A 24,856-nucleotide genomic window follows, 5' to 3' on the forward strand; every position below is an offset into this window, starting at 1 on the left:
GCGATGCGGCAGCACTGGGTCATCGGCAACTGGAAAATGAATGGCGGCCTTGCCGCCAACCAGACGCTGCTTGCCGGTGTGCGCGCTGCCGCCGGGCCGGCTGCGCCGGTGCGGCTGGGTGTCTGCGCGCCGTTTCCCTACCTGCTGCAATGCCAGCAGGCGCTGGATGGTAGCGGCGTCGTCTGGGGCGCACAGGATCTGTCGGCCGAAATCGGCGGTGCATTCACCGGTGAAGTGTGCGGCGCGATGCTGACCGATTTCGACTGCGGCATCGTCATCGTCGGCCATTCGGAGCGGCGTCTTTACCACGGCGAATCCGAGGTTCGCGTCGCCGAGAAAGCCTTGCGTGCAGTCGAAAACGGCATCCGGCCGGTGTTCTGCATCGGTGAAACGCAGGATCAGCACGATGCCGGCGAGACCGAGGCCGTGCTGGCAAGGCAGCTGATGCCGCTGTTCGCGCTGCTGAACGAAACGCGGCTGGCGATGGTTATCGTGGCCTACGAGCCGGTGTGGGCGATCGGTACCGGCAAGACGCCGACGCCGGAAGATGCACAGGCGGTGCACCGTTTTATCCGCGCACGGCTGGCGGACCACAGCGCGGCGCTTGCCGAGGCGCTGCCCGTCATCTATGGCGGCAGTGTCAAATCGGGCAACGCCGCCAGCTTGTTCGCCCAGCCCGACATCGATGGCGGTCTGATCGGCGGTGCATCGCTCGACGCCGGCGAGTTTCTCGCCATCGCGAAGGCCGCGCACGGCTGATCCGATCCGTCTGCGGATGTCTCAGGTCAACGGCAGGGTCAGAACGACTACGAGGCCGCCACCGTGGCGGTCGGTCAGCCTGATTTCGCCGCCGTGGCTGCGCGCCGTGGCCCGGGCGATGGCCAGTCCGAGGCCACTGCCGCCGGTGTGGCGCGCGCGCGAGGCTTCCAGTCGCACATAGGGTTCGAACACGCGTTCGCGGTCGGCTTCGGGAATGCCGGGGCCGTGATCGCTGATGCGGATTTCCAGCGTGTCGCCTTGCTCGCTCACGTCGACGTCGATCTGCGGGCCGCCGTAGCGGCGCGCGTTGTCGAGCAGGTTGGACAGGCAACGCCGCAACGCCAGCGGCCGCCCGGTCAGCGGCCGGCGGGTGTCGCCGTTCAGCACCGGTTCGGCGCCGAGCGCCTCCATGTCCTCGATCACGCCGTCGAGCAAGGCTGCGACGTTGATCTTCACCGCCTTCTCGCTGCTGGCGTCGGCGCGCAGGAAGGCCAGCGTGTTGTCGATCATCTCGTCCATTTCGAGCAGGTCGTGCTCGATGTCGCCCTTGAGCTTGGCGTCGGCGAGTTTTTCCAGCCGCAACCGCACCCGGGTGATCGGCAGGCGCAGGTCGTGCGAGACGCCGGCCAGCGTCTGCGCGCGGGTTTCCAGATAGCGCTTGAGTTCGCGCTGCATCGCGTTGAAGGCACGCGCCGCGTCGGCGACTTCCTGCGGGCCGGTTTCCTGCAGCGGCGGCTGGTCGAGGTTCTTGGCCAGACCGGTGGCCGCGGCGGAAAACATCGCCAGCGGCCGGGTCAGCCGGCGTACCGCCCAGAACGACAGCACGCTGACCGCTGCGCCGACCAGCAGCAGCCAGCCGAGCAGCCGGTACGGGTCCTGCCGGCTCGATTGCGGAATGGCAAAGCTGAATGTCGCCACCGTGCCGTCGCCGAGCCGCGCCTGCGTCTGCACGAACACCAGCGGCATCGGCTTGGGCGGGCCGTCGCGTTCGGTCATGCGCGGTCGCCGATGGTGATCGTACGGCGCACTCTTGAGCGAGAGCACCTGGAACGGCGTCGACAGCTTGTCGCGCAGTACGTCGGCGAAGGCTTCGGCGTCGTCGCCCGGTGTGCCGGCCGGCGTTTTCCACGGTTCGGCCATCGTCAGGTGGGTCGGCGGGGCATCGAGCACCCGGACGAGCCGGTCGCGTTCGCCGGCCGGCGTTTCGTTCAGTACCGACACGATGTCGGCGATCCGCTGCGCCGCGTACTCGCCGCGGATGAAGCGCGTGTAGCGCAGCCGGTCCTGCATCACCAGCCACATGCCCGCGAGGTTGGCGACGATCAGGCCGATCATCAGTGCCAGCACCAGTTGCCCGAGCAGGGTTTTCGGCCCGCGCCACCACCGCTTCATGCCCGGCGCTCCACCGTCGTCGCCAGCACGTAGCCCTCGCTGCGTATGGTCTTGATCAGCACCGGTTCGCGCGCGTCGTCGCCAAGGCGGCGGCGCAGCCGGCTGATCATCACGTCGATGGTCCGGTCGAACGGCCCGGACTCGCGCCCGGCGAGCACATCCATCAGCTGGTCGCGCGACAGCACGCGGTTGGCGTTTTCGGCCAGCGCCGACAGCAGGCGGAATTCGCCGCTCGACAACGGCGTGACGACGCCGTCGCTGCCGATCAGGTGGCGCGCGCCCAGATCGAGCACCCAGCCCGCAAACGCCAGCTCGCGCACGGTTTTCTCGTCGCCGCCGCGCTCGTGTGCACGGCGCAGGATGCTCTTGATCCGGGCCAGCAGCTCGCGCGGATTGAACGGTTTGGGCAGGTAATCGTCGGCGCCCATTTCCAGGCCGATGATGCGGTCGAGCTCGTCGCCGCGCGCGGTCAGCATCAGGATCGGCACCGTCGATTCGGCGCGCAGGTTGCGGCACAGCGTCAGCCCGTCGTCGCCGGGCAGCATCAGGTCGAGGATGACGAGGTCGAAGCTGCCGGCGGCCAGCGCCGCAGCCATGGCGCGGCCGTCACCGGCCTCGGTGACGTCGAAGCCCTGTTCGCCCAGATAGCCCGAGAGCAGGGTGCGCAGGTCGGCATCATCGTCGACAACGAGCAGGGATTTGGCGTGCATGTGATCTGGCCTTGCGTAATTCCGTCTGTTCCAAGGATAACGCCCGCGCGAGGGCCGGGGGCGCATGTGGCAGCGTGTTTACCCGGTTTTACATCCCGTTTACAAAAAGCGGTTTTGTGTGCAAACGCGGTTCACATCGCCAAGGTGTAATGGCTTCGCTCTCAACGAGAAGGAGAAACCGAACATGAAACGCAATCGCCAGATCATCTCCAGCCTTGTCGCCGCACTCTTGCTCGGTACGGCAGCCTCCTCCATGGCCGCCCCGACCGCCAGCGCACCGGATGCCGCACACGGCTGGGGTCACCACCAGCGCCTGAGCCCGGAACAGTGGCAGCAGATGACCGATGCCCGTCTCGCCAAGATGGCCGAAAAGCTGAAGATCACGCCGGCCCAGCATGGCGCCTGGGATGCCTACGCCAGAACCTTCCGTGACACCTTCACGCAGCCGCCGGCCCGCCAGAAGCAGGATGGTGTTGCCGCCGCCGAGCAGCTGCGCCAGCGCGCTGCGATGATGCAGGAACACGCCAAGCGCACGCTGCAGCTGGCCGACGCGACCGAAACGCTGGCCAAATCGCTGACGCCGGAGCAGAACAAGACGCTTGATGCGACGGTCGGCCGATTCGGTCCCGGCATGCACCACAAGGGCATGCACGGCCAGCGTGGCGCCCGTCCGGCGGCACCGGCTGACGCTGCCAAGTAAGCGTTGTCATTCCCGTTGTAGCCTGGGCCGTCGTACGACGGCCCGTTTCCACGTTTAAACTAGCCGATTTGCTTACGGATTCCTCCATGTCCAACGCCGCCCCAGAAGCCCGTCCGTCACACCGTCGCTGGTGGATCGCCGCGATCATCGTCGTGCTCGCCGGTGGTGGCTGGCTGCTGAGCCGCGAGGCGCCGATGCAAGGCGCCAAGCCGGGTGGACGCGGCGGCATGGGCATGAGCGGCCCGCAGCCGGTGCAGGCCAAGCCGGTGCTCAAGGGCGAGATGCCGGTGATCCTGTCCGGGCTGGGCACGGTGACGGCAGCCAATACCGTAATCGTGCGCAGCCAGGTCGACGGCCAGTTGATGAAGCTGCATTTCACCGAAGGGCAGGTCGTCAAGCAGGGGCAATTGCTGGCCGAAATCGACCCGCGGCCGTTCCAGGTCGCGCTGACGCAGGCCGAAGGCCAGATGGCCAAGGACATGGCGCTGCTGGCCAACGCCCGCGCCGATCTGGCGCGCTACCAGCAACTGCTTAAACAGGAATCGATCGCCAAGCAGCAGGTCGATGCGCAGGTCGCGCTGGTCGGTCAGTACGAAGGTGCGATCAAGGCCGACCAGGGGGCCGTCGACGCCGCCAGACTGAACCTCACCTATTCGCGGGTCACCGCGCCGGTCGCCGGCCGTGTCGGCCTGCGTCAGGTCGACCCGGGCAATCTGGTCAAATCCGGCGACACCAACGGTCTGGTGGTGATCACCACGGTCACGCCGATCAATGTGCTGTTCACGCTGCCCGAGGCGCAGCTGTCGCAGGTGCTCGCACCGCTGCATCAGGGCGAGGCGCTGCAGGTCGAGGCGTGGGATCGCGGCATGGCCAAGGCGATTGCCACCGGCAAGCTGCTGACCGTCGACAACCAGATCGATACCACGACAGGCACGGTCAAGCTCAAGGCCGAGTTCGCCAACGACGACGGCATGCTGTTCCCGAACCAGTTCGTCAACGCGCGGATCAAGGTCGCCGATCTCAAGGATGTCGCGATTGCGCCGTCCGCAGCGATCCAGCACGGCAGCCAGGGCAGTTTCGTCTGGGTGGTCGGCGCCGACGGCAAGGTCAAGCAGCAGGTGGTCAAGACCGGCCCGACCCAGGGCGAGCGCATCGTCATCCTCGAGGGGGCCGCACCGGGCGACAAGGTCGTCACCGACGGCGCCGACCGGCTGCGCGACGGCGCCGCGGTCGAGGTGGTCGATCCGAACAAGCGCAACGCCAGCGGCACCGCGTCGCGTCCGCAAGGCCGTCGTCACCACAAGGCCGAACAATGATCCATCGCGCCTGTACCAGCGGGGCTGAAGCATGAATCCGTCCCGCCTGTTCATCCTCCGCCCGGTCGCGACCTCGCTGCTGATGGTCGCGATCCTGCTCGCCGGTCTGGTCGCCTACCGCATCCTGCCGATCTCGGCGCTGCCCGAGGTCGACTACCCGACGATCCAGGTCGTGACGCTGTACCCGGGTGCGAGCCCGGATGTGACGACGTCGGCGATCACCGCGCCGCTCGAGCGCCAGTTCGGCCAGATGCCGGGGCTCAAGCAGATGAGCTCTCAAAGTTCGGGCGGAGCGTCGGTCATCACGCTGCAGTTCGGGCTGGAGCTCGGGCTCGACGTCGCCGAGCAGGAAGTGCAGGCGGCGATCAACGCCGCGAGCAACCTGCTGCCGTCCGACCTGCCGAACCCGCCGATCTACAACAAGGTCAACCCGGCCGACGTGCCGGTGCTGACGCTGGCGGTGATGTCCAGGAGCATGCCGCTGACCCGGGTGCAGGACCTGATCGATACCCGCGTCGCGGCGAAGATTTCGCAACTGCCGGGCGTCGGCCTCGTCAGCGTGTCGGGCGGCATGCGCCCGGCGGTGCGGGTGCAGGCGAACCCGCGCGCGATTGCCGCGCTGGGGCTGGATCTCGACACGATCCGCACCGCGATCGGCAACGCCAACGTCAACGGCGCCAAGGGCAATTTCGACGGACCGAACAAGGCGTCGACGATTTCGAGCAACGACCAGCTCGCGTCGCCGCAGGCCTACCGCGACCTGGTGATCGCCTACAAGAACGGCGCACCGATCCGGCTAGGCGATGTCGCCGACGTCGTCGACGGCGCCGAGAACGACAAGCTTGCCGCTTGGGCGGACGACCGCGCCGCGCTGGTGATCAACGTGCAGCGCCAGCCCGGCGCCAACGTGATTGCGACCGTCGACCGGATCAAGAGCCTGCTGCCGCAACTGCAGGCGGCATTGCCCGGTGCGCTCGAGGTCAAGATCCTGACCGACCGGACGACGACGATCCGTGCGTCGGTGAAGGACGTGCAGCACGAGCTGCTGCTGGCGATCTTCCTCGTCGTCGCGGTGATCTTCGTCTTCCTGCGCAATGTGTCGGCGACGCTGATTCCGGGCATCGCGGTGCCGCTGTCGCTGATCGGCACCTTCGCGGTCATGCACATGGCCGGTTTCTCGATCAACAACCTGACGCTGATGGCGCTGACGATCGCGACCGGTTTCGTCGTCGACGACGCGATCGTGATGATCGAGAACATCGCCCGCTACATCGAGCAGGGCGACGGGCCGCTCGAAGCCGCGCTCAAGGGCGCCGGCGAGATCGGCTTCACCATCATCTCGCTGACGTTCTCGCTGATCGCGGTGCTGATTCCGCTGCTGTTCATGGGTGACGTCGTCGGCCGCCTGTTCCGCGAGTTCGCGATCACGCTGGCGGTGTCGATCGTGATCTCGATGGTCGTTTCGCTGACCTTGACGCCGATGATGTGCGCCAAGCTGCTCAAGCACGTGCCCGAGGAAAAGCAGGGCCGCTTCTACCACGCCGCCGGCGCCTTTTTCGACCGGATGATCGCCTACTACGGCAAGAAGCTGACGTGGGTGCTCGAGCACCAGGTCGCGACCTTGTGGGTGGCGGTCGGTACGCTGGTGCTGACCGGGCTGCTGTACGTGTTGATTCCGAAGGGCTTCTTCCCGCAGCAGGACACCGGCGTGATCCAGGGCATCACCGAGGCGCCGCAGTCGGTCTCGTTCGCGGCGATGGCCGAGCGCCAGCAGGCGCTGGCGAAGATCGTGCTCGAGGACCCGGATGTCGAGAGCCTGTCGTCGTTCATCGGCGTCGACGGCACCAACGCGACGCTGAACAGCGGCCGGATGCAGATCAATCTGCGGCCGCTGGCCGAGCGCGACGACCGCGCGCCGGCGATCATTGCCCGGCTGAACGACAAGCTCTCCTATGTCGAAGGCATTCGGCTGTTTATGCAGCCGGTGCAGGACCTGACGATCGAGGACCGCGTCAGCCGCACCCAGTACCAGTTCACGCTCGAAGCATCCGATCCGGCGCTGTTGTCCGAATGGGTGCGCAAGCTCGTCGACCGGCTGGACCACGAGCCGTCGCTGGCCGACGTGACCAGCGACCTGCAGGACCGCGGCCTCGTCACCTATGTCGACATCGACCGCGACGCTGCGGCCCGGCTCGGCATCACCGTGCAGGCGATCGACAACGCACTGTACAACGCCCACGGCCAGCGGCTGGTGTCGACGATCTTCACACAGTCGAACCAGTACCGCGTGGTGCTCGAAGCCGAGCCCGAAATGCAGCGCGGCCCGCGCTCGCTGAACGACCTCTACCTGACGTCGAGCAGCGGCACGCAGGTGCCGCTGGCGAGCATCGCCCAGGTGTCCGAGCGCTACGGCTCGCTGGTGATCAACCATCTCGGCCAGTTTCCGGCGGTGACGGTGTCGTTCAATCTGGCACCGGGGGCGTCGCTCGGCCACGCAGTCGAAGCGATCAAGGCCGCCGAAGCCGAGATCGGCGTGCCGCTGTCGGTAAAGACGCAGTTCCAGGGGGCGGCGCTGGCGTTCCAGGCGGCACTCGACAACCAGTTGTGGCTGATTCTGGCGGCGATCGTGACGATGTATATCGTGCTCGGCGTGCTGTATGAGAGCTACATCCACCCGGTGACGATCCTGTCGACGCTGCCGTCGGCCGGCGTTGGCGCCTTGCTGGCGCTGATGCTCTCCGGCAACGACCTCTCCGTGATCGCCATCATCGGCATCGTGCTGCTGATCGGTATCGTCAAGAAGAACGCGATCATGATGATCGACTTTGCGCTTGACGCCGAACGCGAGCAGGGCCTGCCGCCGCGCGAAGCGATCTATCAGGCGGCGCTGCTGCGCTTCCGGCCCATCCTGATGACGACGATGGCGGCCTTGCTCGGTGCGCTGCCGTTGATGCTCGGCAATGGCGTCGGCGCCGAACTGCGGCATCCGCTCGGCGTGGCCATGGTCGGCGGGCTGATCTTCAGTCAGGTGCTGACCTTGTTCACCACGCCGGTGATCTATCTGGCGTTTGACCGGCTCTCGCGCCGGGTCAAGGCGGGCCGGGCTGCGGCGGCGGACGCATGAACCTCTCGAAACTCTTCATCAACCGGCCGGTGGCGACGACGCTGCTGATGCTCGGCATCGTGCTTGCCGGCATGATCGGCTTCAAGCTGCTGGCGGTCGCGCCGCTGCCGCAGGTCGATTATCCGACGATCTCGGTCTCGGCCAACCTGCCCGGCGCCAGCCCGGAAACCATGGCCGCGACAGTGGCGACGCCGCTCGAACGCGCGTTCGGCCGCATCGCCGGCGTCACCGAGATGACGTCGTCGAGCTCGCTCGGCAGTACCCGGGTCACCTTGCAGTTCGACCTCGATCGCGACATCGACGGCGCCGCGCGCGACGTGCAGGCGGCGATCAACGCCGCCAAGGCGTTGCTGCCGACCAGCCTGCCGAGCAATCCGAGCTATCGCAAGGTCAACCCGTCCGACTCGCCGATCATGATTCTGGCGCTGACGTCGCAGACGATGAGCCAGGGCCAGATGTACGACTTTGCCTCGTCGGTGATCGCGCAGAAGCTGCTGCAGATCAGCGGCGTCGGCGACGTCAATGTCGGCGGCAGCTCGCTGCCGGCGGTGCGGGTCGAGCTGAACCCGGATGCGCTGGCGCATCAGGGCGTGTCGCTCGATTCGGTGCGGCAGGCGATCAATCAGGCCAACGTCAACCGGCCCAAGGGCTCGGTCGAGGAGGGCGAGCGGCGCTGGCAGATCCTCGCCAACGATCAGGCCAAAAAGGCCGCCGACTACATGCCGCTGATCGTCCATTACCAGAACGGCGCGGCGGTGCGGCTGTCGGATGTCGCCAACGTGCGCGATGCGGTCGAGAACAGCCGCAACGCCGGTTCGGCCAACGGCAAGCCGTCGGTGCTCTTGATCATCACCCGCGCGCCCGGCGCGAACATCATCGACACCGTCGACCGGATCCGCGCCGAGCTGCCGAACCTGCAGGCGTCCTTGCCCGGCTCGGTCGACATGAGCGTGCAGATGGACCGCTCGCCGACGATCCGTGCGTCGCTGGCCGAGGTCGAGCAGACGCTGCTGATCGCGGTCGCGCTGGTCATCCTCGTCGTGTATCTCTTCATCGGCAATGCCCGCGCGACGCTGATCCCGGCCATCGTCGTGCCGGTATCGCTGGTCGGCAGCTTTGCGGCGATGTATCTGCTGGGCTATTCGCTCAACAACCTGTCGTTGATGGCGCTGATCATCGCGACGGGCTTTGTCGTCGACGACGCGATCGTCGTGCTCGAAAACGTCGCCCGGCACATCGAGGGCGGGATGGAACCGTTCGCGGCGGCCTTGCAGGGCGCGCGCGAGGTCGGCTTCACCGTGCTGTCGATGAGCATTTCGCTGGTGGCGGTGTTCATTCCGCTGCTGCTGATGGGCGGGCTGCCGGGGCGGCTGTTCCAGGAGTTTGCGGTGACCTTGTCGGTGGCGATCCTGATCTCGATGGTCGTGTCGCTGTCGATGACGCCGATGATGTGCGCGCGGCTGTTGCGCGCGGACGACCACACCCGCAAGCCGAACTGGCTGATCCGCCGCTTCGGCCAGGTGTTCGACGCAGTCCAGCGCGGCTACGCGGCGACACTGTCGTGGGCGCTCAGGCACTCGCTGCTGACGGTGCTGATCCTGATCATCACGGTGATGCTCAACGTCCACCTGTACCGGACGATTCCGAAGGGCTTTTTCCCCGAGCAGGACATCGGCCGGATTTCCGGCTTCATCCAGGCCGACCAGAGCATCTCGTTCCAGGCGATGAAGCTGAAGATGCAGCACTTCATCGACATCGTCCGCGCCGATCCGGCGGTCGATACCGTCACCGCGTTCACCGGCGGCCGTGGCGGCACCAACAGCGGTTCGATGTTCATCTCGCTCAAGCCGCGCGCCGAGCGCCCGCCGGCGCAGGTGGTGATCGCGCGGCTGCGCGGCCAGTTGGCGCACGAGCCGGGGGCACGGCTCTTCATGGTGCCGAACCAGGACATCCGCATCGGCGGCCGGCAGGGCAACGCGTCGTACCAGTTCACCTTGCAGGGCGACGACCTGCAGACCTTGCGGACGTGGGAGCCGAAGATCCGCGAGGCGCTGTCGGGCATGCCGTTGCTGACCGACGTCAACACCGACCAGCAGGACCGCGGCGTCGAGACCGCGCTCGAAGTCGACCGCGATGCGGCATCGCGGCTGGGGCTGACCGCCAAGGACATCGACAATGTGCTGAACAACGCCTTCGGCCAGCGGCAGGTGTCGAACATCTATTCGACGCTGAATCAGTACCACGTGGTGATGGAAGTCGCGCCGCAGTACGCGCAGAGCCCGCAGGCGCTGGAGAAACTGTTCGTCATCGGCCCGAACGGTGCGCAGGTGCCGCTGTCGGCATTTGCGCACTGGGCGCCGGCGTTCACGCCGTTGTCGGTCAACCACCAGGGGCAGTTCGCCGCGACGACGATCTCGTTCAACCTTGCGCCGGGTGTGTCGCTGTCGCAGGCGACCGATGCGATCAACAACGAAATGGCGCGGCTCGGCGTGCCGACCAGCGTGCAGGGCAGTTTTGCCGGCACTGCCAAGGCATTCCAGAGTTCGGTGAGCAACCAGCCGCTGCTGATTCTGGCGGCGATCATTGCCGTCTACATCGTGCTCGGCATCCTGTACGAGAGCCTGGTCCACCCGCTGACCATCCTGTCGACCTTGCCGTCGGCCGGCATCGGCGCGCTCTTGGCGCTGATGATCTCGAACACCGATTTCAGCCTGATCGCCCTTGTCGGCGTGCTGCTCCTGATCGGCATCGTCAAGAAGAACGCGATCATGATGATCGACTTCGCGCTCGACGCAGAACGCAACGAGGGGCTGAGTTCGCGCGACGCGATCTACAAGGCCTGCCTGCTGCGCTTCAGGCCGATCCTGATGACGACGATGGCCGCGCTGTTCGGTGCGCTGCCGCTGATGCTGGCGCACGGCGACGGCGCCGAGTTGCGCCAGCCGCTCGGCATCGCCATCGTCGGCGGTCTGGTGATGAGCCAGCTGCTGACGCTTTACACGACTCCGGTCGTCTACCTTTACCTCGATCGCTTGCGCCTGTGGGGCAGCCGCCAATGGGCGGGCCTGTACCGGCGCAAGGAGGCCTGATCCATGTTCCGTATCCGCATCCTTCCCCTGATTCTTGCTGCCGCGCTGACCGGTTGCGCCGTCGGCCCCGATTACCAGCGTCCCGACTCGGCGGCGAGCGCATCCGGCGTCGCCGACGCGTTCAGCGAAGTGCCGGACGGCTGGACCGTCGCCAGCCCGGCCGACCATGCGCCGCGTGGCGACTGGTGGACGATCTACGGCGATCCGGTACTGAACGATCTGGCCGCGCAGGTCGACGTGTCGAACCAGAACGTCGCCGCTGCCGTGGCGCGTTACCGTCAGGCGCGCGCCAGCGCGCAGGAGGCGCGTTCGGCGTTCTTTCCGACGCTGGGGTTGAGCTACGGCGCCAGCCGCAACGGTTCGTACGACAAGAGCACGCAGGCGGTACAGATCCAGAACAGCCAGAACCTGTCGCTCGACGCGAGCTGGGAACCGGACATCTGGGGCGGGATCCGCCGCCAGGTCGAATCGTCCGATGCCGGCGCCGAGGGCAGCGCCGCCGATCTGGCTGCGGCGCGGCTGTCGGCGCAGGCCGAGCTGGTGCAGGACTACCTGCAGCTGCGGATCACCGATGCGCAGATCCGCCTGAGCGAAGAGACCGTCGTCGCCTACGCGCGCTCGCTGCAACTGACGCAGAACAAGTACGCCGCCGGCATCGTCACCAAGGCCGACGTCGCGCAGGCGCAAAGCCAGTACAAGAGCGCGCAGGCGCAGGCGATCGATCTGGCGCTGACGCGCAAGCAGCTCGCCCACGCGATCGCCATCCTCGTCGGCAAGGCGCCATCGCAATTTGCGCTGGCCGCCGATCCGGGCTGGAAGCCGGCGCTGCCGGTGATTCCGGCCGGCGTGCCGTCGCAACTGCTGGAGCGCCGTCCCGACGTCGCCAGCGCCGAACGCGCGGTCGCGTCGGCCAATGCGCAGGTCGGCGTCGCCAAGGCGGCGTTCTTCCCGTCGCTGGTGCTCAAGGCCAGCGGCGGTTTCCAGAGCGCCAGCCTGTCGGACTGGTTCAATGCGCCGGGCCGGGTCTGGGCGCTCGGGGCGACGGTGGCCGAAACGATCTTCGACGCCGGTGCGCGTTCGGCGCGCAGCGACCAGGCGGTCGCTGCTTACGATGCCTCGGTTGCCAGCTACCGGCAGACCGTGCTCGGTAGCCTGCAGGAAGTCGAGGACAATCTGGCCGCGATCGATCTGCTCGGCAAGGAGGTCGATGCGCAGAACGACGCGGTGGCGGCGGCGCGCGAGGCCGAGCGGCTGGCGTTGAACCAGTACACGGCCGGCACGGTCGACTACCTCAACGTCGCCAGTTCCCAGACCACGCGTTACGCCAGCGAAAAGACCGCGCTGCAGCTCGTCGGCCGGCAGCTGTCGGCCAGCGTGCTGCTGATCAAGGCAATCGGCGGCGGCTGGGACGGCAACGTGACGCCGCAGCTCGCCCAGCCGTGATTATTGCCAACAAGAAATTACAAATGGCGCGAAGGTTGCAATAGCGTTGCGCCTAGACTGCGGCGGTCTATCCCGTCTACCCGCACGGACCGTCCCGCATGAAAAAGAAGCCGTTGCGCTGGCTGATCGCCATTGCGCTCCTTGTCCCGGCCGTCTGGCTGATCGCCCGCCTGGCCTTTCCGCCGGCACCGCCGCATTACCTGACCGCGCCGGTGGCGCGGATGGACCTCGAAGAGACGGTGCTCGCCAGCGGCACGCTCAAGCCGGTCAAGCAGGTCAGCGTCGGCGCGCAGGTCAACGGCCAGCTCAAGTCGCTCAAGGTCAAGCTCGGTGACCGCGTCAGCAAGGGCCAGCTGCTCGCCGAGATCGACCCGGTGCTGCAGCAGAACGAGCTACGCAAGGCCGAGGCCGGCCTGGCCCGGGCCGAAGCCGACCGGCGCGCCAAGGCGGCGCAGCTGGTGCAGTACGAACTGGCGCTGAAGCGGCAGAAGACGATGCTGGTCAGCGACGCCAGTTCGCGCGCCGATCTGGAGACTGCACAGGCGCAGCTCGATTCGACCCGTGCCGAACTCGCCGCGCTGGCGGCGCAGATCCGCCAGGCCACCGTCGACGTCGATACCGCCAAGGCCAACCTCGGCTACACCCGCATCGTGGCGCCGATGGATGGCGAGATCATCTCGGTCGTCACTCAGGAAGGCCAGACCGTCGTTTCGGCACAGAGCGCACCGACGATCCTGATCATGGCCAACCTCGACACGATGACGATCAAGGCGCAGGTGTCCGAGGCCGACGTCGTTCGCGTCAAACCGGGCCAGCCGGTGTACTTCACCATCCTCGGCGCGCCGGGCAAGCGCTTCTACAGCACGCTGCGCGCGATCGAGCCGGCACCCGAATCGATCGGCACCGAGAGCAGCCAGAGCACGACCGGCAGCACCACGACCGCGGTCTACTACAACGGCCTGTTCGATGTCCCCAATCCCAACCACGTGCTCAAGACCTCGATGACCGCACAGGTCTCCGTCGTCCAGGGCGCGGCCAAACAGGTGCTGGCGGTGCCGGTCGCCGCGCTCGGCAAGCAGGAGAAGGACGGCCGCTACGCGGTGCGCGTGCTCGAGCAGGGCAAACCGCAGGACCGCAAGGTCCGCATCGGCCTGAACGACAACGTCAACGCGCAGGTGCTCGCCGGCCTGAACGAGGGAGACAAGGTCATCGTCGGCGACCCGGCCCAGCTGCCGGTCGAGAAACCGAGCGAAGTGGGGTTCTGATGAGCGAGCCGCTACTGGTCCTGAGCCAGCTCGAGCGCCGCTTTCCGGCCGGTGACACCGAAGTCATCGTGCTGAAGAACGTCAACCTGACGATCCATGCCGGCGAGATGGTCGCCATCGTCGGCCAGTCGGGCTCGGGCAAGTCGACGCTGATGAACATCCTCGGCTGCCTCGACAAGCCGTCCTCTGGCAGCTACCGGATCGCCGGACGCGAGACGCGCGAGCTCGCCGGCGACGATCTGGCAACGCTGCGGCGCGAGTACTTCGGCTTCATCTTCCAGCGCTACCACCTGTTGCCGCACCTGAGCGCCGAGGAGAATGTCGAGATTCCGGCGGTCTACGCGAGCACCGAGAAGGGCTTCCGGCGCGAACGCGCGCGCGGTCTGCTGGCTCGGCTCGGCCTCGCCGACCGCTGCGGCCACCGGCCGGGCCAGCTTTCGGGCGGCCAGCAGCAGCGGGTCAGCATCGCCCGCGCGCTGATGAACGGCGGCGACGTGATCCTTGCCGACGAGCCGACCGGCGCGCTCGACAGCCACAGCGGTGCCGAGGTGATGGCCATCCTGCGCGAGCTGCACCAGCGCGGCCACACAGTGATCATCGTCACCCACGACATGCAGGTGGCGAACAACGCCGGCCGCATCATCGAGATCCGCGACGGCGAAATCATCGCCGACCGCGCCAATCCGCAGGCCGGCGGCGAAGCCCAGGTGAAGCTTGAAAAACCGGCCCGCCATGTCGCCCGCAACCTGCTGCACGCGAACTGGGGGCGCTTCGGCGAGGCGTTCAAGATGGCGTGGATCGCCATGGCCTCGCACCGGATGCGCACCTTGCTGACGATGCTCGGCATCATCATCGGCATCACCTCGGTGGTGTCGGTCGTCGCGCTCGGGCAGGGCGCCAGGCAGAAGGTCGTCGACGACATCAGCACCATCGGTACCAACACGATCGACGTCTACCCGGGCAAGGACTGGGGCGATGACAAGGCGGCGGGCATCCGCACGCTGCTGCCCGGCGACGTCCGCGCACTGGCGTCGCAGTTCTACGTCGACAGCGTGACGCCCGAGGTGTCGACGACGCAGCTGGTCCGCTACCGCAACATCAAGGTCAACGCGCTGGTCACCGGCGTCGGCGAGCAGTATTTCCGTGTCCGCGGCATGACGATGGCGCACGGCGCGGCGTTCGGCGAGGCCGACGTCACCCGTCAGGCGCAGGTCGTCGTCATCGACGACAAGACGCGCCGGAAGCTGTTTCCGCACGACGAGAATCCGGTCGGCGAGGTGATCCTGCTCGGCGGGCTGCCGAGCCGCATCATCGCCGTCGCGGCGAAGAAGGAAAGCCCGTACGGCAACGACTCGAACCTCAACGTCTGGGTGCCGTACACGACGGCGCAGGGCCGGCTGACCGGCCAGCGCCATTTCGGCAGCATCACCGTCCGCGTGCGCGACGGCATGCCGAACGATCTGGCCGAGCAGAGCCTCGTCAAGCTGCTGACGCAGCGCCACGGCAGCAAGGATTTCTTCACCTTCTCGAGCGACAGCGTGCTCAAGACGGTCGAGAAGACCACGGCTACGCTGACCCTGCTGGTGTCGGCGATCGCGGTGATCGCGCTCGTCGTCGGCGGCATCGGCGTGATGAACATCATGCTGGTGTCGGTGACCGAGCGGACCCGCGAGATCGGCATCCGCATGGCCGTCGGCGCGCGGCAGGGCGACATCATGCAGCAGTTCCTGATCGAGGCGGTGCTGGTGTGCCTGATCGGCGGGCTGATCGGCGTCGCGCTGTCCTACGGCATCGGCGCGCTGTTCTCGCTGGTGGTGACCGCGATGACGATGAAGTTCTCGGTGATGTCGATCGTTGCCGCCTGCGTGTGCTCGACACTGATCGGCGTCGGCTTCGGCTTCCTGCCGGCGCGCAATGCCGCGCGGCTGGATCCGATCGAAGCGCTGGCACGCGAATGAGATGAAAACCGTGATGAAAACAAATGTGATCCGACCGGCCGTACTCGCGCTGGCCTTGTCGCTTGCCGGCTGCGGCAGCCTGCTCAAGTCCGATTACCAGCGACCCGCGCTCGACCTGCCGTCGGCCTGGCAGGGACAGGGCGGTGTTGCCGTCGCGACCGGTGAGCGCTGGTGGCGTGCCTTCGGCGATCCGCAGCTCGACGCGCTGATCGAAGGCGCGCTGTTGAGCAACAACGACCTCGCTGCCGCGGCGATCCGGGTGCAGCGTGCACGGTTGCAGGCCGGACTGGTCGATACCAATCTGACGCCCGACGTGGCGGTCGATGCCAACGGCAGTGCGAAAAAGGACGTCAAGCACGGCGGGCCGTCGGTGCGCGGCTACGACGCCAGCGTGGCGGTGAGCTACGAGGTCGACCTGTGGGGCCGGCTGGCGCGCGCGCGCGACGCTGCGGCATGGGAGGCCGAGGCGACCGAGCTCGACCGGCAGAGCACGGCGCTGACGCTGGTCGGCACCACGGCGCAGCTGTACTGGCAGATCGCCGAGCTGAACCAGCGCATCGCCAACGCCGACGCCAGCCTGGCCGACATCCGCAGAACGCTCGAACTGGTGACCGTCCAGCACCGTGCCGGCGCCGTCGGCGGGCTCGACGAAACGCAGGCGGCGCTCAATGTCGCCAACCAGCAGGCCGAGCGGACCGAGCTGCTGCGCCAGCGTGATGCCGCCCGCAACGCACTGGCCATCCTGTTCGACCAGGCGCCGGCACACCGGATGTCCGAGCTGCCCTACCTGCCGAAAACCGCGTTGCCGCCGGTCGCCACCGGTGTCCCGGCCGACGTGCTGTCGCGCCGGCCCGATGTGGCCGCGGCCGAGTGGCGGCTGAAGCGCAATCTGGCCAATGTCGATGCGACCCGCGCCGACTTCTATCCGAAGCTGACGCTGACCGGTTCGCTCGGCAGCGCCGACCCGAAACTCACCGACCTCCTGAGCAATCCGGTCGGTACGCTCGGCGCCGGGCTGCTGCTGCCCTTCGTGCAGTGGAACACCCTGCAGCTGAAGGTCGACATCTCGAAGTCCGAGTACGACGAATCGGTCGTGCTGTTCCGCCAGACCCTGTACAAGGCGCTGACCGACGTCGAGGACACGCTGTCGGCCGGGACGCAGCTCGCGGATCGCGGCGAAGCGCTGCAGCGCGCGTACGCGTTGTCGCTGAAGGCCGAAAGCATCGCCGAAGTACGCTACCGCGCCGGCCAGACCGGGGTGAAGGACTGGATCGACCAGCAGCGCGCACGGCGCGCCGCCGAAGACGCGCTGGCGCAGAACCGGCGCGACAGCCTCGACAACCGGATGAAGCTGTATCTGGCTTTGGGCGGCAGCGACACGGTACGCGCGCCGGACTGACTCGATGTAACTGCGAATGGAGCTACAAAAACGGTTCCAGTCGGCGGACGAGCCAAAGCAGTTTGTCGCCGCCCGAAGCACAGCAACCGGAATGGACAAGTGTTCCATGAGGACGTCCCGAAGGAAGCCCCCTTGCGGGGTTGCGAAGCATCGGCCGGCGGAAAAATGCACAGGCGCAGCCGCCGAATGGGATCGTTTTAGCGGTCGAGGCGGACGACGACCTTCCCGAACGCCCCGCGGCCGACATGGGCGATGGCTGACGGCAGGTCCTCGATGCCGTAGACGGTATCGATCACCGGCTTGATGCCGTTCACGTCGATCGCTTGAACGAGGTCTTCGAGTGCGCGACGGTGGCCGACACCGATGCCCTGGATCGTCAGCCGCTGCTTCAGGAAGGGGATGACCGAGCCGCTGAACTCCGGTCCGCCCAGCAGACCGATCACCGACGCGCGTCCGCCTGACGCCAGTACTTCGAGGGCTTCGCCAAGGTCGCTGCCGCCAAGCGCGATCAGCTGGTCGACGCCGCGTCCGCCGGTCGCGTCGAGCACGCGCTGCGTCCAGCCGTCACCGCGCAGTACGCCGTGCTGCACGCCCAGTTCGCGGACCCGGTCGAGCTTGGCCGCGCTGCCCGACGTGGCCACGACCTCTGCACCGTGTGCCAATGCAATCTGCGCGCCGAACAGCGCAACGCCGCCGGTGCCCTGCACCAGCACGGTCTGGCCGGCGCGCAAGCCGCCTTCCTCGACCAGCGCATACCACGCGGTCAGCGCCGCGCACGTCAGCGTGCTGGCTTCCAGATCGGACAGCGTCTGCGGTGAGATGACCAACTGGTCCTGCGGCAGCACGACGTACTGCGCCAGCGTGCCTGGTGCCGGGCCGCCGAGGGCGACACCGGGGACCGTCGGCGCCTTGCCGTCGATCCAGTGGGTCCAGAAGGTGCTGATCACGCGCTGGCCGGCCTGCACCCGGGTCACGCCGTCGCCGATGGCGACGACGCTGCCGGCCATGTCCGAGCCCGGCACCTGCGGGAACGACAGCGGATAACCCATGCCGGTCTCGATCACCAGCTTGTCGCGGTAGTTGAGCGAGACCGCGGCAACCCTGACCAGCACCTCGCCCGGGCCGGGTTGCAGGATGTCGCGCTCGACCAGCGCCAGTTGATCGATGCCCGTACCGTTCATTTGCCATTGCTTCATTTGCTTTCTCCAGCGCCACCGTGGCGATGACTGAAGCATATTGGCGATGACCGATCTGCAGTTGCGGCATATATTCACCTTATTGGCGACTATATGGAATCAATGGCGATGGCGGGATTCGATCGACTGACCGGTGTGGCAGCCTTCGTCTGCGCGGTCGAGGCCGGCAGTTTCAGCGCCGCGGCGCAGCGGATGAATCTGTCGCGCTCGGCCGTCGGCAAGAGCATTGCCCGGCTCGAGGCGCGCATCGGCGTGCGGCTGTTCCAGCGCACCACGCGCAGCCAGAGCCTGACCGACGACGGCCAGCTGTTCTACGAGCGCTGCCTCGCGGCGCTCGGCGAACTCGAAGCCGCCGAAGACGAACTCGAACAGGGCCGACGCGAGCCGGCGGGAAGATTGCGGATCACGCTGCCGGCGCTGTTCGGCCGCCGTTGTGTCGCGTCGGTGCTGCTCGAACTGGCGCAGCGTTACCCGAAACTCGAACTCGAAGTGGCGTTCAGTGACCGGGTCAGCGACCTGATCGAAGAGGGCTATGATCTGGCGATCCGCAGCGGCGCGCTGCCGGACAGCGCGGCGCTGGTCGGCCGCTACCTCGGCGTACAGCACATGATCGTCTGCGCCGCGCCGTCCTATCTGGCGGCACGCGGTACGCCGCGTACGCTGGCGGACCTCGCCGGGCACGACGGCATCGTTTATGGTCGCGACATTCGCAGCGCGCAGTGGCGCTTTGTCGATGCGGCGGGTGGTGAATTGATCGGGGCGATCCGGCCATGCTTGTGCTTCGACGACATCGAGGCAATGGCCGGGGCGGCGATCGCCGGCATCGGACTGACCAGGCTGCCGTACTGGCTCGCCGCCGAACACCTGCAAGCCGGCTCGCTGGTGCATGTGCTGCCCGAAACGCGGTCATCGCCGTTTCCGGTGCACGTCGTCTGGGCTGCGTCGCGCTACCTGCCGTACAAGGTGAGGCTGGTGATCGACGCGTTGCTGGCGCGGATTCCGCCGTTGCTGATCGGCCCGTCGCCGGTTCAGGTACCGTAGACGGCGTCGCGGACGTCGATACCGAAGCGGCCGGTCAAGCCTTCGACCGTGGTATTGGTCAGCGCGATGACCGTGAGCTTTTCGACAGGATCGACAAACCAGCCGTGGCCGTAGGCGCCGCCCCATTGCCAGGTGCCCGGCGACTGCGGCGTGGCTGCGGCGACCGGGTCGAGCAGCACCGAACCGCCATAACCGAACCCCCAGCCCGGGCCGCGGGTGTCGATGAGCAGCCCGCCGGTCTGGTTGCGGCGCAAGGCTTGCGACATTGCCGGCGAAATCACGCTGCGATCGGTGCGGATGCTTTCCAGAAAACGCAGGAAATCGCCCGCGCTGCCGACCATGCCGCCGCCGCCGGACGGGAACGAGGCCGGATCGAAGATCCGGTCCGGCGCAAATGCGAGGCCGGCCAGCCCGGGGTCGATGAAAGGCACGATGGTGTGCCCGTCCATGCGGACCGGCGGCGAGCCGGCGGGAACGCCGTCGGCATACGGCGGGACGAGGCGTGTCCGGTCGCGGACGTCGAATGCGGTGTCGTCCATGCCCAGCGGTCCGGTGACCAGCGCGGCGATGGCCTCGGGCAGCGTTTGTCCGGTGACACGGGCGATGACCGCGCCGAGCACATCGGTGCCGACCGAATACCGCCAGCCGCTGCCGGGTTCGAACAGCAGCGGCACGCTGGCGATGCGTTGCAGCTGTTCGGCCATGCTGAGGCCGGGCGCATCCAGCCCGTCCGACACGCCGGCGCGGTGGTAGGGGCCATCGGCGGCTTCGAAAAAGCCGTAGCTGAAGCCGGCGGTGTGCGTCAGCAGGTGGTGCACGGCCAGCGTTGCCGGCCGGCCATCGGGCAGGCGCGGGGTGAAGTCGGGCAGGACATCGGCGAGGGGTGAATGCAGCGACAGCCGGCCCTGCTCGACCAGCGCCAGCGCGGCGGTCGAAACAATGGGTTTGGTCAGCGATGCCAGCCGGAACAGCGCGTCCTCACGCATCGGTACGCCCTGCTCGCGGTCGGCCAGGCCGGCTGCGCGCCGGTAGACCGTTTCCCCGTCACGGGCGACGACGACGACGGTACCGACGAGGCGGGCCTTGGCCAGTGCACCGTCGATGACGGTATCAAGGCGGTTCGTCAGCGTATTGATGGCGGGCAGGGCATGGCGGTCCATCGGTGCTCCTTGTGCGTGATCGGGGTGTCGTTCGGGCAGGGGCGGTGCAGTGAGGATTTATAGCGTGGGCGGTTCGCGATGGATACATCGCCGGTGCACTGCCGCCGGTCGCCGAGGCAACGCCGGTGATCCTTCCGCCTTGTGGCTATCCTGCACATTCGTTTGACCTTGATAGTTTTTAACTATAGATTTTCTTCATGAGCAGGAAGTCATGTTCGTGCTCGGAAACAGGGTTGGTGGTTTTTCGCCGACTTTCGCCCCTGATTCGTGCGATTGGTATTTGCTATTAGAAATCAGCAATCGAAATTCGATTTTTGATTTTTACTATCGCTATCGGTGGGCGCCAACAACAACGAGGAGAGAAGCAATGAAGCTGATGTTGTGCGTCATGGCTGGGCTGATCGCGTCCAGCTCGGCTGTCTGGGCCGAAGCGGCCTGCGAAGCCGCATGGGACAAGAGCAAGGCGTATACCGGTGGCCAGCGTGTCAGCCACCAGTCGACGCGCTACGAAGCGCGCTGGTGGACACAGGGCGAGAACCCGGCACGTTCGGGGCAGTGGGATGTCTGGAAATCGCTGGGCGCTTGCGCGGCCGAGCAGCAGCCGGTGGTGGCACAGCTCAATGTCGGCGGACGCGTTCAGGTCGACGCGCCGAACCGTGTGTCGTACAGCTGGCCGGGCGTGTATTTCGAGGGCCGCTTCCGTGGCACCGGCATCGGTCTGGCTTTCGACGATCCGAATGGTCAGTACAACGTCGAAATCGACGGCCAGCCCAAGGCCAAGGTCGTCAAGCCGGGCAAGTCGACCTACTGGGTCAACGGTCTGGCCGATGGCGAACACAGTGTGCGCGTATCGCTGCGCGGCGAACTGACCGGCACGCCGGGCGGTTTCGGCGGGCTGGTCGCGGCGACCGGCGGGCAGGTGCTTGCCCCGGCGGCGGCACCGACGCGACAGATCGAATTCATCGGCGACTCGTATACCGCCGGCCTGGGCGCCGAAGCGGGCAAGCGCGACTGCACCGCCGAAGAGAACACCGCGTTCTCGAACGCCGACGTGTCGTTCGGGGCGCTGACCGCCCGCCATTACGGCGCGGCTTACCAGCTCAACGGCTACTCGGGGCTGGGCATGGTGCGCAACTACGGTGGCAACATCGCCAGCGTCAATTACCGCACCTTCTACGATCGCGCGCTGACCGGTGTCGACGGTAACGTCTGGACCAACCCGGGCAACTGGAAGCCGCAGGTCGTGGTGGTCGGACTCGGCATCAACGACTTCTCGACCGCAGTCGGCGCCGGCGAGGCCTACACGCCGGAGACGCTGCGCACGGCGTACAAGTCCGCCTACCGGGGCTTCATCAACAAGCTGCGCGGCCAGTACGGCGATACGCACGTGATCGTCAGTGCCACCTATCTGTGGCCGGACAACAAGCTGCAGGAAGTCGCACAGGAAGTCGTGGCCGAGGCCAAGGCCGCCGGTGACCAGAAGATTTCCTACTTCTACTATGACGGGCTCGACAGCCTCGGTTGCGGCTGGCATCCGTCGGTGCGCGACCACCAGGCGATTTCGACCAAGCTGGTGTCGGCCATCGACGGCCTTGGCGTCTGGCGCTGATTTGCAGTTGTTTTTCGTCCTCTCGTTGGGCGGGTCGTCGACCCGCCCTTTTTTAATCATTTTTGTATCTTCCGTACGGCCGGATCGGGCAGATGAATGCACGTTCAGACCCGGTGACGCGCACCGGCGTCATCCCTATAGTGGCCGTTTCAACCAGACCGGAATGCCGCCATGTCCTTCGTCGCTGAATCCGCCGCGTGGTATCTGCAGCCGGGGCGGCAGCTTGCCGAGATCGATCTGCTGCTGGCCCGATCCGATGCGCCGTCCCTGAAGGCGGCCAGACTGATCGAGCGCGGGCGCTGCCTCGAAGCGCTGTGGCAGCCGCAGTCGGCACTGAATGCCTATGCCGAAGCCGACGCGCTGCTCGGGCAGGCCGATGGTGCCTTGCGCTGTCGCACGCGCCTTGGCGCCGCCGCCATCCACTATGCGCACGCCGACTATGCCGCCGCCTTGCAGGCCTGGCAGCAGGCCTTGCCGCTGGCGGCCGACGATGCGCTGGCGACAAGCGAAGCGCTGCTCGGTCTGGGGCGCGTCTGCCAGGCGCTGGGCAGCGCCGAATCCGCGCTGCATTTCAAGGCTGCCGCACTGCGCGCCGCCGGCACGGCGGGTGACAGCCGGGTGCAGGGCATGATTGCGCTCAATGTCGTCGCCAGCCTCAATGCGCTGGGGCGCTATGACGAAATGGCGATCACGCTGGCCGATGCCGCCCAGCAGATCACGGCGACGCCGGGCCGGCCGTTCGAAGCCGAATGGCAGGTCTACGCCAGCATCGTCGCACAGGCGGGCAACCGGCTGCGCGACGCCGGCCGCAGCCTCGACACCGCGCTGGCGCTGGCCGACGGTGCCAACAATCACTGGGTGCGCGCGTTTGCGCTGCTCGAGCAGGGCAAGCTGCGGGCCAGGCTGCACGACGGCCGTGGTGCGCTGGTTGCCCTGAATGCCGCGCGGGAAATCGGTGAAAGCATGGGCATCGCCCATACGCTGATGGACATCCACGGCCAGCTGGCGAAAGTGAATGAGGCGCAGGGCAATCTGGGCGACGCGCTCGAACACAGCAAGCTGCATCACCAGTACTACCGCTGGACGCACGACGGCCTGAACCACAATCTGCTGGCCCTGCTGGCGGCGCCGGGTGCTGGCGAGCGGCGGGCGCATTGAGCGCCGACTTGCGAAACGGCCCGATGCAGTACGCGGTGTTCTTCCGCAACCTCAACCTCGGCCGGCCGAACTGCCCGAACCGGGCACAGTTCGAAACGGCGTTTCTCGATGCCGGTGCGACGGCGGCGGCCTCCTTCCTCGTCAACGGCACGCTGGCGTTCTCGGTTGCGCCGGACGAGTCCGCGGACGAGGTGCTGTCCCGTGCGTGCGGTCTGCTGGCCGAGCGCTGCGGCCTGAAGGAGCCGGCCTTCCTGCGCGGGATGGGTGCCCTGGCGGCACTCGTTGCACGGGACCCGTTTGCAGGTTTCGATCAGGACGCGGTCTACGGCTGCTATGCGACCTTCCTGCATCCGGATGCCACGGTGGCAGACGGCACCACGTTGCGGAGCACAAAGGGCGACGTGGATGTACTGCGGCTGACCGGGACCGAAGCGCTGAGCGTGGTCTACCAACTCGGCGCCAGCCCGGGCAGTCCGAACGCCTTGCTGGAAAAACGGCTCGGTCTGCCGGCAACGACAAGGGCGTGGAATACCGTCGTCCGTCTCGTCGCCCGACACGGCTAGATTCCGCGCTTACGACGTGCCGGGAGCGTCACCGGCTTCGGCGCTGGCCTGATTGACGATCCAGTCACTGAACAGCTGCATCGCCGGTGATGGCGTGCGCGATTTCAGCGTCGCCAGCCAGTAGGTGCCGGTATGGACTTCGGCATCGAAGGGGCGGACGAGCTGGCCGGATTGCAGTTCGCGCGAGAACATTCTCGATGGTGCCAGCGCGATGCCGGCGCCCTGCATGGCGGCTTCGACCATGAGTCGGGAGGAGTCAAAGACAGGCCCGGTGGCCGGCCAGGGGGCCAGCCCCGCAGCGGCGAACCAGTCGGGCCATTCATCGGCGCGATACGAGCGCAGCAGCGTCTCGCGGCCCAGATCGGCCGTCGTGGCCAGCCGGCGGGCGAGGGCCGGCGCGCACAGCGGGGTCAATGGTGCATCGAACAGCCGGGTCGCGTGCGTGCCGGGCCAGACACCGTCGCCGAAGCGGATCGCGAAATCCAGTCCCTCGCCAGCTAGGTCGACCAGATTGTTGTGGGTCAGCAGCCGCAGCTCGATAAACGGATGGGCCTCGCCAAAGTGCTTGAGCCTCGGCATCAGCCAGCCGACCGCAAAGGTGCCGACGACGCCGACGGTGAGCACTTCGTGGAAGTGGCCGCCATCGAACTGCTTGAGCACCTGCTCGATCCGGCCGAACGCGTCGCTGAGCACCGGCAGCAGGGCACGGCCCTCGTCGGTCAGTCCGAGTCCGCGCGGCAGCCGCTTGAACAGGGCGCAGCCCAGCCGGTCCTCCAGCGCACGAACCTGCTGGCTGACCGCCGCCTGCGTGACGTTCAGTTCCTGCGCCGCGCGGGTGAAGTTCAGCTGGCGGGCAGACGATTCGAAGGCGCGCAGCGCATTCAGCGGCAGGTGAGGGCGCATTACGGCTCCGTCATCAGTTTTTCTTGGGTCTACGAGCAATTATTCTCGTTTGTCCGCCGCCGGCAAAGCGC

The 24,856-nt window shown here is 67.0% G+C and carries 18 protein-coding genes; 13 read left to right on the forward strand and 5 right to left on the reverse strand.

Translation table 11 applies throughout. The annotated features are described in order from the left end of the window. The first annotated feature begins 3 nt into the window (after positions 1–3). On the forward strand, positions 4–759 hold the full coding sequence (tpiA, locus tag JMJ54_RS10315; RefSeq protein WP_203538395.1) for a triose-phosphate isomerase: 756 nt from the start codon (positions 4–6) through the stop codon (positions 757–759). A 21-nt stretch (positions 760–780) separates the two neighbouring features. Here the strand turns inward: tpiA and JMJ54_RS10320 are convergent, their stop codons facing one another. Beyond that, positions 781–2,151, reverse strand: coding sequence for an ATP-binding protein (locus JMJ54_RS10320; protein ID WP_203538397.1), 1,371 nt, complete (start codon positions 2,149–2,151; stop codon positions 781–783). Further along, positions 2,148–2,861: a response regulator gene (locus tag JMJ54_RS10325; RefSeq protein WP_203538399.1), complete on the reverse strand. Its 714-nt coding sequence runs from the start codon at positions 2,859–2,861 to the stop codon at positions 2,148–2,150. Before JMJ54_RS10325 ends, JMJ54_RS10320 begins: the two co-directional genes overlap by 4 nt. 184 nt (positions 2,862–3,045) lie before the next feature. Between JMJ54_RS10325 and JMJ54_RS10330 the strand changes: the two genes are divergently transcribed. The 8 genes from JMJ54_RS10330 to JMJ54_RS10365 all read left to right on the forward strand — a co-directional run bounded on the left by JMJ54_RS10330 (position 3,046) and on the right by JMJ54_RS10365 (position 17,155). Then, positions 3,046–3,561 (forward strand): Spy/CpxP family protein refolding chaperone, encoded by a 516-nt coding sequence (locus tag JMJ54_RS10330; RefSeq protein ID WP_203538401.1) that lies wholly within the window; start codon positions 3,046–3,048, stop codon positions 3,559–3,561. Between the two features lie 86 nt (positions 3,562–3,647). Continuing rightward, complete coding sequence (locus tag JMJ54_RS10335) at positions 3,648–4,877, forward strand: MdtA/MuxA family multidrug efflux RND transporter periplasmic adaptor subunit (protein WP_203538403.1); 1,230 nt, start codon at positions 3,648–3,650, stop codon at positions 4,875–4,877. Between the two features lie 31 nt (positions 4,878–4,908). Continuing rightward, on the forward strand, positions 4,909–8,001 hold the full coding sequence (locus tag JMJ54_RS10340; RefSeq protein WP_203538405.1) for an MdtB/MuxB family multidrug efflux RND transporter permease subunit: 3,093 nt from the start codon (positions 4,909–4,911) through the stop codon (positions 7,999–8,001). Beyond that, positions 7,998–11,090 carry a multidrug efflux RND transporter permease subunit gene (locus JMJ54_RS10345; protein ID WP_203538407.1) on the forward strand — a complete coding sequence of 1,031 codons (3,093 nt, stop codon included), beginning with the start codon at positions 7,998–8,000 and terminating at the stop codon, positions 11,088–11,090. The genes JMJ54_RS10340 and JMJ54_RS10345 overlap by 4 nt, the downstream gene beginning before the upstream one ends. 3 nt (positions 11,091–11,093) lie before the next feature. Then, positions 11,094–12,533: an efflux transporter outer membrane subunit gene (locus tag JMJ54_RS10350; protein ID WP_203538409.1), complete on the forward strand. Its 1,440-nt coding sequence runs from the start codon at positions 11,094–11,096 to the stop codon at positions 12,531–12,533. 98 nt (positions 12,534–12,631) lie between these two features. Continuing rightward, complete coding sequence (gene macA / locus JMJ54_RS10355) at positions 12,632–13,798, forward strand: macrolide transporter subunit MacA (RefSeq protein ID WP_203538411.1); 1,167 nt, start codon at positions 12,632–12,634, stop codon at positions 13,796–13,798. Beyond that, a complete protein-coding gene (macB, locus tag JMJ54_RS10360; protein WP_203538413.1) occupies positions 13,798–15,756 on the forward strand; it encodes a macrolide ABC transporter ATP-binding protein/permease MacB in 1,959 nt (652 codons plus the stop codon). Before macA ends, macB begins: the two co-directional genes overlap by 1 nt. A gap of 13 nt (positions 15,757–15,769) precedes the next feature. Next, a complete protein-coding gene (locus JMJ54_RS10365) occupies positions 15,770–17,155 on the forward strand; it encodes an efflux transporter outer membrane subunit (protein ID WP_239000016.1) in 1,386 nt (461 codons plus the stop codon). A 197-nt stretch (positions 17,156–17,352) separates the two neighbouring features. Here JMJ54_RS10365 and JMJ54_RS10370 read toward each other — a convergent pair whose 3' ends face one another. Then, positions 17,353–18,351 carry a zinc-dependent alcohol dehydrogenase family protein gene (locus JMJ54_RS10370; RefSeq protein ID WP_203538416.1) on the reverse strand — a complete coding sequence of 333 codons (999 nt, stop codon included), beginning with the start codon at positions 18,349–18,351 and terminating at the stop codon, positions 17,353–17,355. A 108-nt stretch (positions 18,352–18,459) separates the two neighbouring features. Here JMJ54_RS10370 and JMJ54_RS10375 point away from each other — a divergent pair, with 108 nt between their 5' ends. After that, on the forward strand, positions 18,460–19,392 hold the full coding sequence (locus JMJ54_RS10375) for a LysR family transcriptional regulator (RefSeq protein ID WP_203538419.1): 933 nt from the start codon (positions 18,460–18,462) through the stop codon (positions 19,390–19,392). Here the strand turns inward: JMJ54_RS10375 and JMJ54_RS10380 are convergent. Then, a complete protein-coding gene (locus JMJ54_RS10380) occupies positions 19,380–20,552 on the reverse strand; it encodes a serine hydrolase domain-containing protein (RefSeq protein ID WP_203538421.1) in 1,173 nt (390 codons plus the stop codon). The two genes, JMJ54_RS10375 and JMJ54_RS10380, sit on opposite strands and share 13 nt — an antisense overlap. Positions 20,553–20,919: 367 nt before the next feature. On the opposite strand from JMJ54_RS10380, the gene JMJ54_RS10385 reads away from it, so the two are divergent. The 3 genes from JMJ54_RS10385 (at position 20,920) to JMJ54_RS10395 (ending at position 23,882) form a co-directional block, all read left to right on the forward strand. Further along, the gene (locus tag JMJ54_RS10385) at positions 20,920–22,161 is read left to right on the forward strand and encodes a GDSL-type esterase/lipase family protein (RefSeq protein ID WP_203538422.1); all 1,242 of its coding nucleotides are present in this window, start codon (positions 20,920–20,922) and stop codon (positions 22,159–22,161) included. Between the two features lie 171 nt (positions 22,162–22,332). Continuing rightward, positions 22,333–23,319, forward strand: a complete 987-nt coding sequence (locus tag JMJ54_RS10390; RefSeq protein ID WP_203538424.1) for a hypothetical protein — start codon at positions 22,333–22,335, stop codon at positions 23,317–23,319. Then, the gene (locus JMJ54_RS10395; RefSeq protein ID WP_203538426.1) at positions 23,316–23,882 is read left to right on the forward strand and encodes a DUF1697 domain-containing protein; all 567 of its coding nucleotides are present in this window, start codon (positions 23,316–23,318) and stop codon (positions 23,880–23,882) included. The genes JMJ54_RS10390 and JMJ54_RS10395 overlap by 4 nt, the downstream gene beginning before the upstream one ends. A 9-nt stretch (positions 23,883–23,891) precedes the next feature. Here the strand turns inward: JMJ54_RS10395 and gcvA are convergent, their stop codons facing one another. After that, positions 23,892–24,785, reverse strand: a complete 894-nt coding sequence (gcvA, locus tag JMJ54_RS10400) for a LysR family transcriptional regulator (RefSeq protein WP_203538428.1) — start codon at positions 24,783–24,785, stop codon at positions 23,892–23,894. Positions 24,786–24,856 lie beyond the last annotated feature (71 nt).

This window comes from Jeongeupia naejangsanensis, from assembly GCF_016865585.1.
GTDB lineage: Bacteria > Pseudomonadota > Gammaproteobacteria > Burkholderiales > Chitinibacteraceae > Jeongeupia > Jeongeupia naejangsanensis.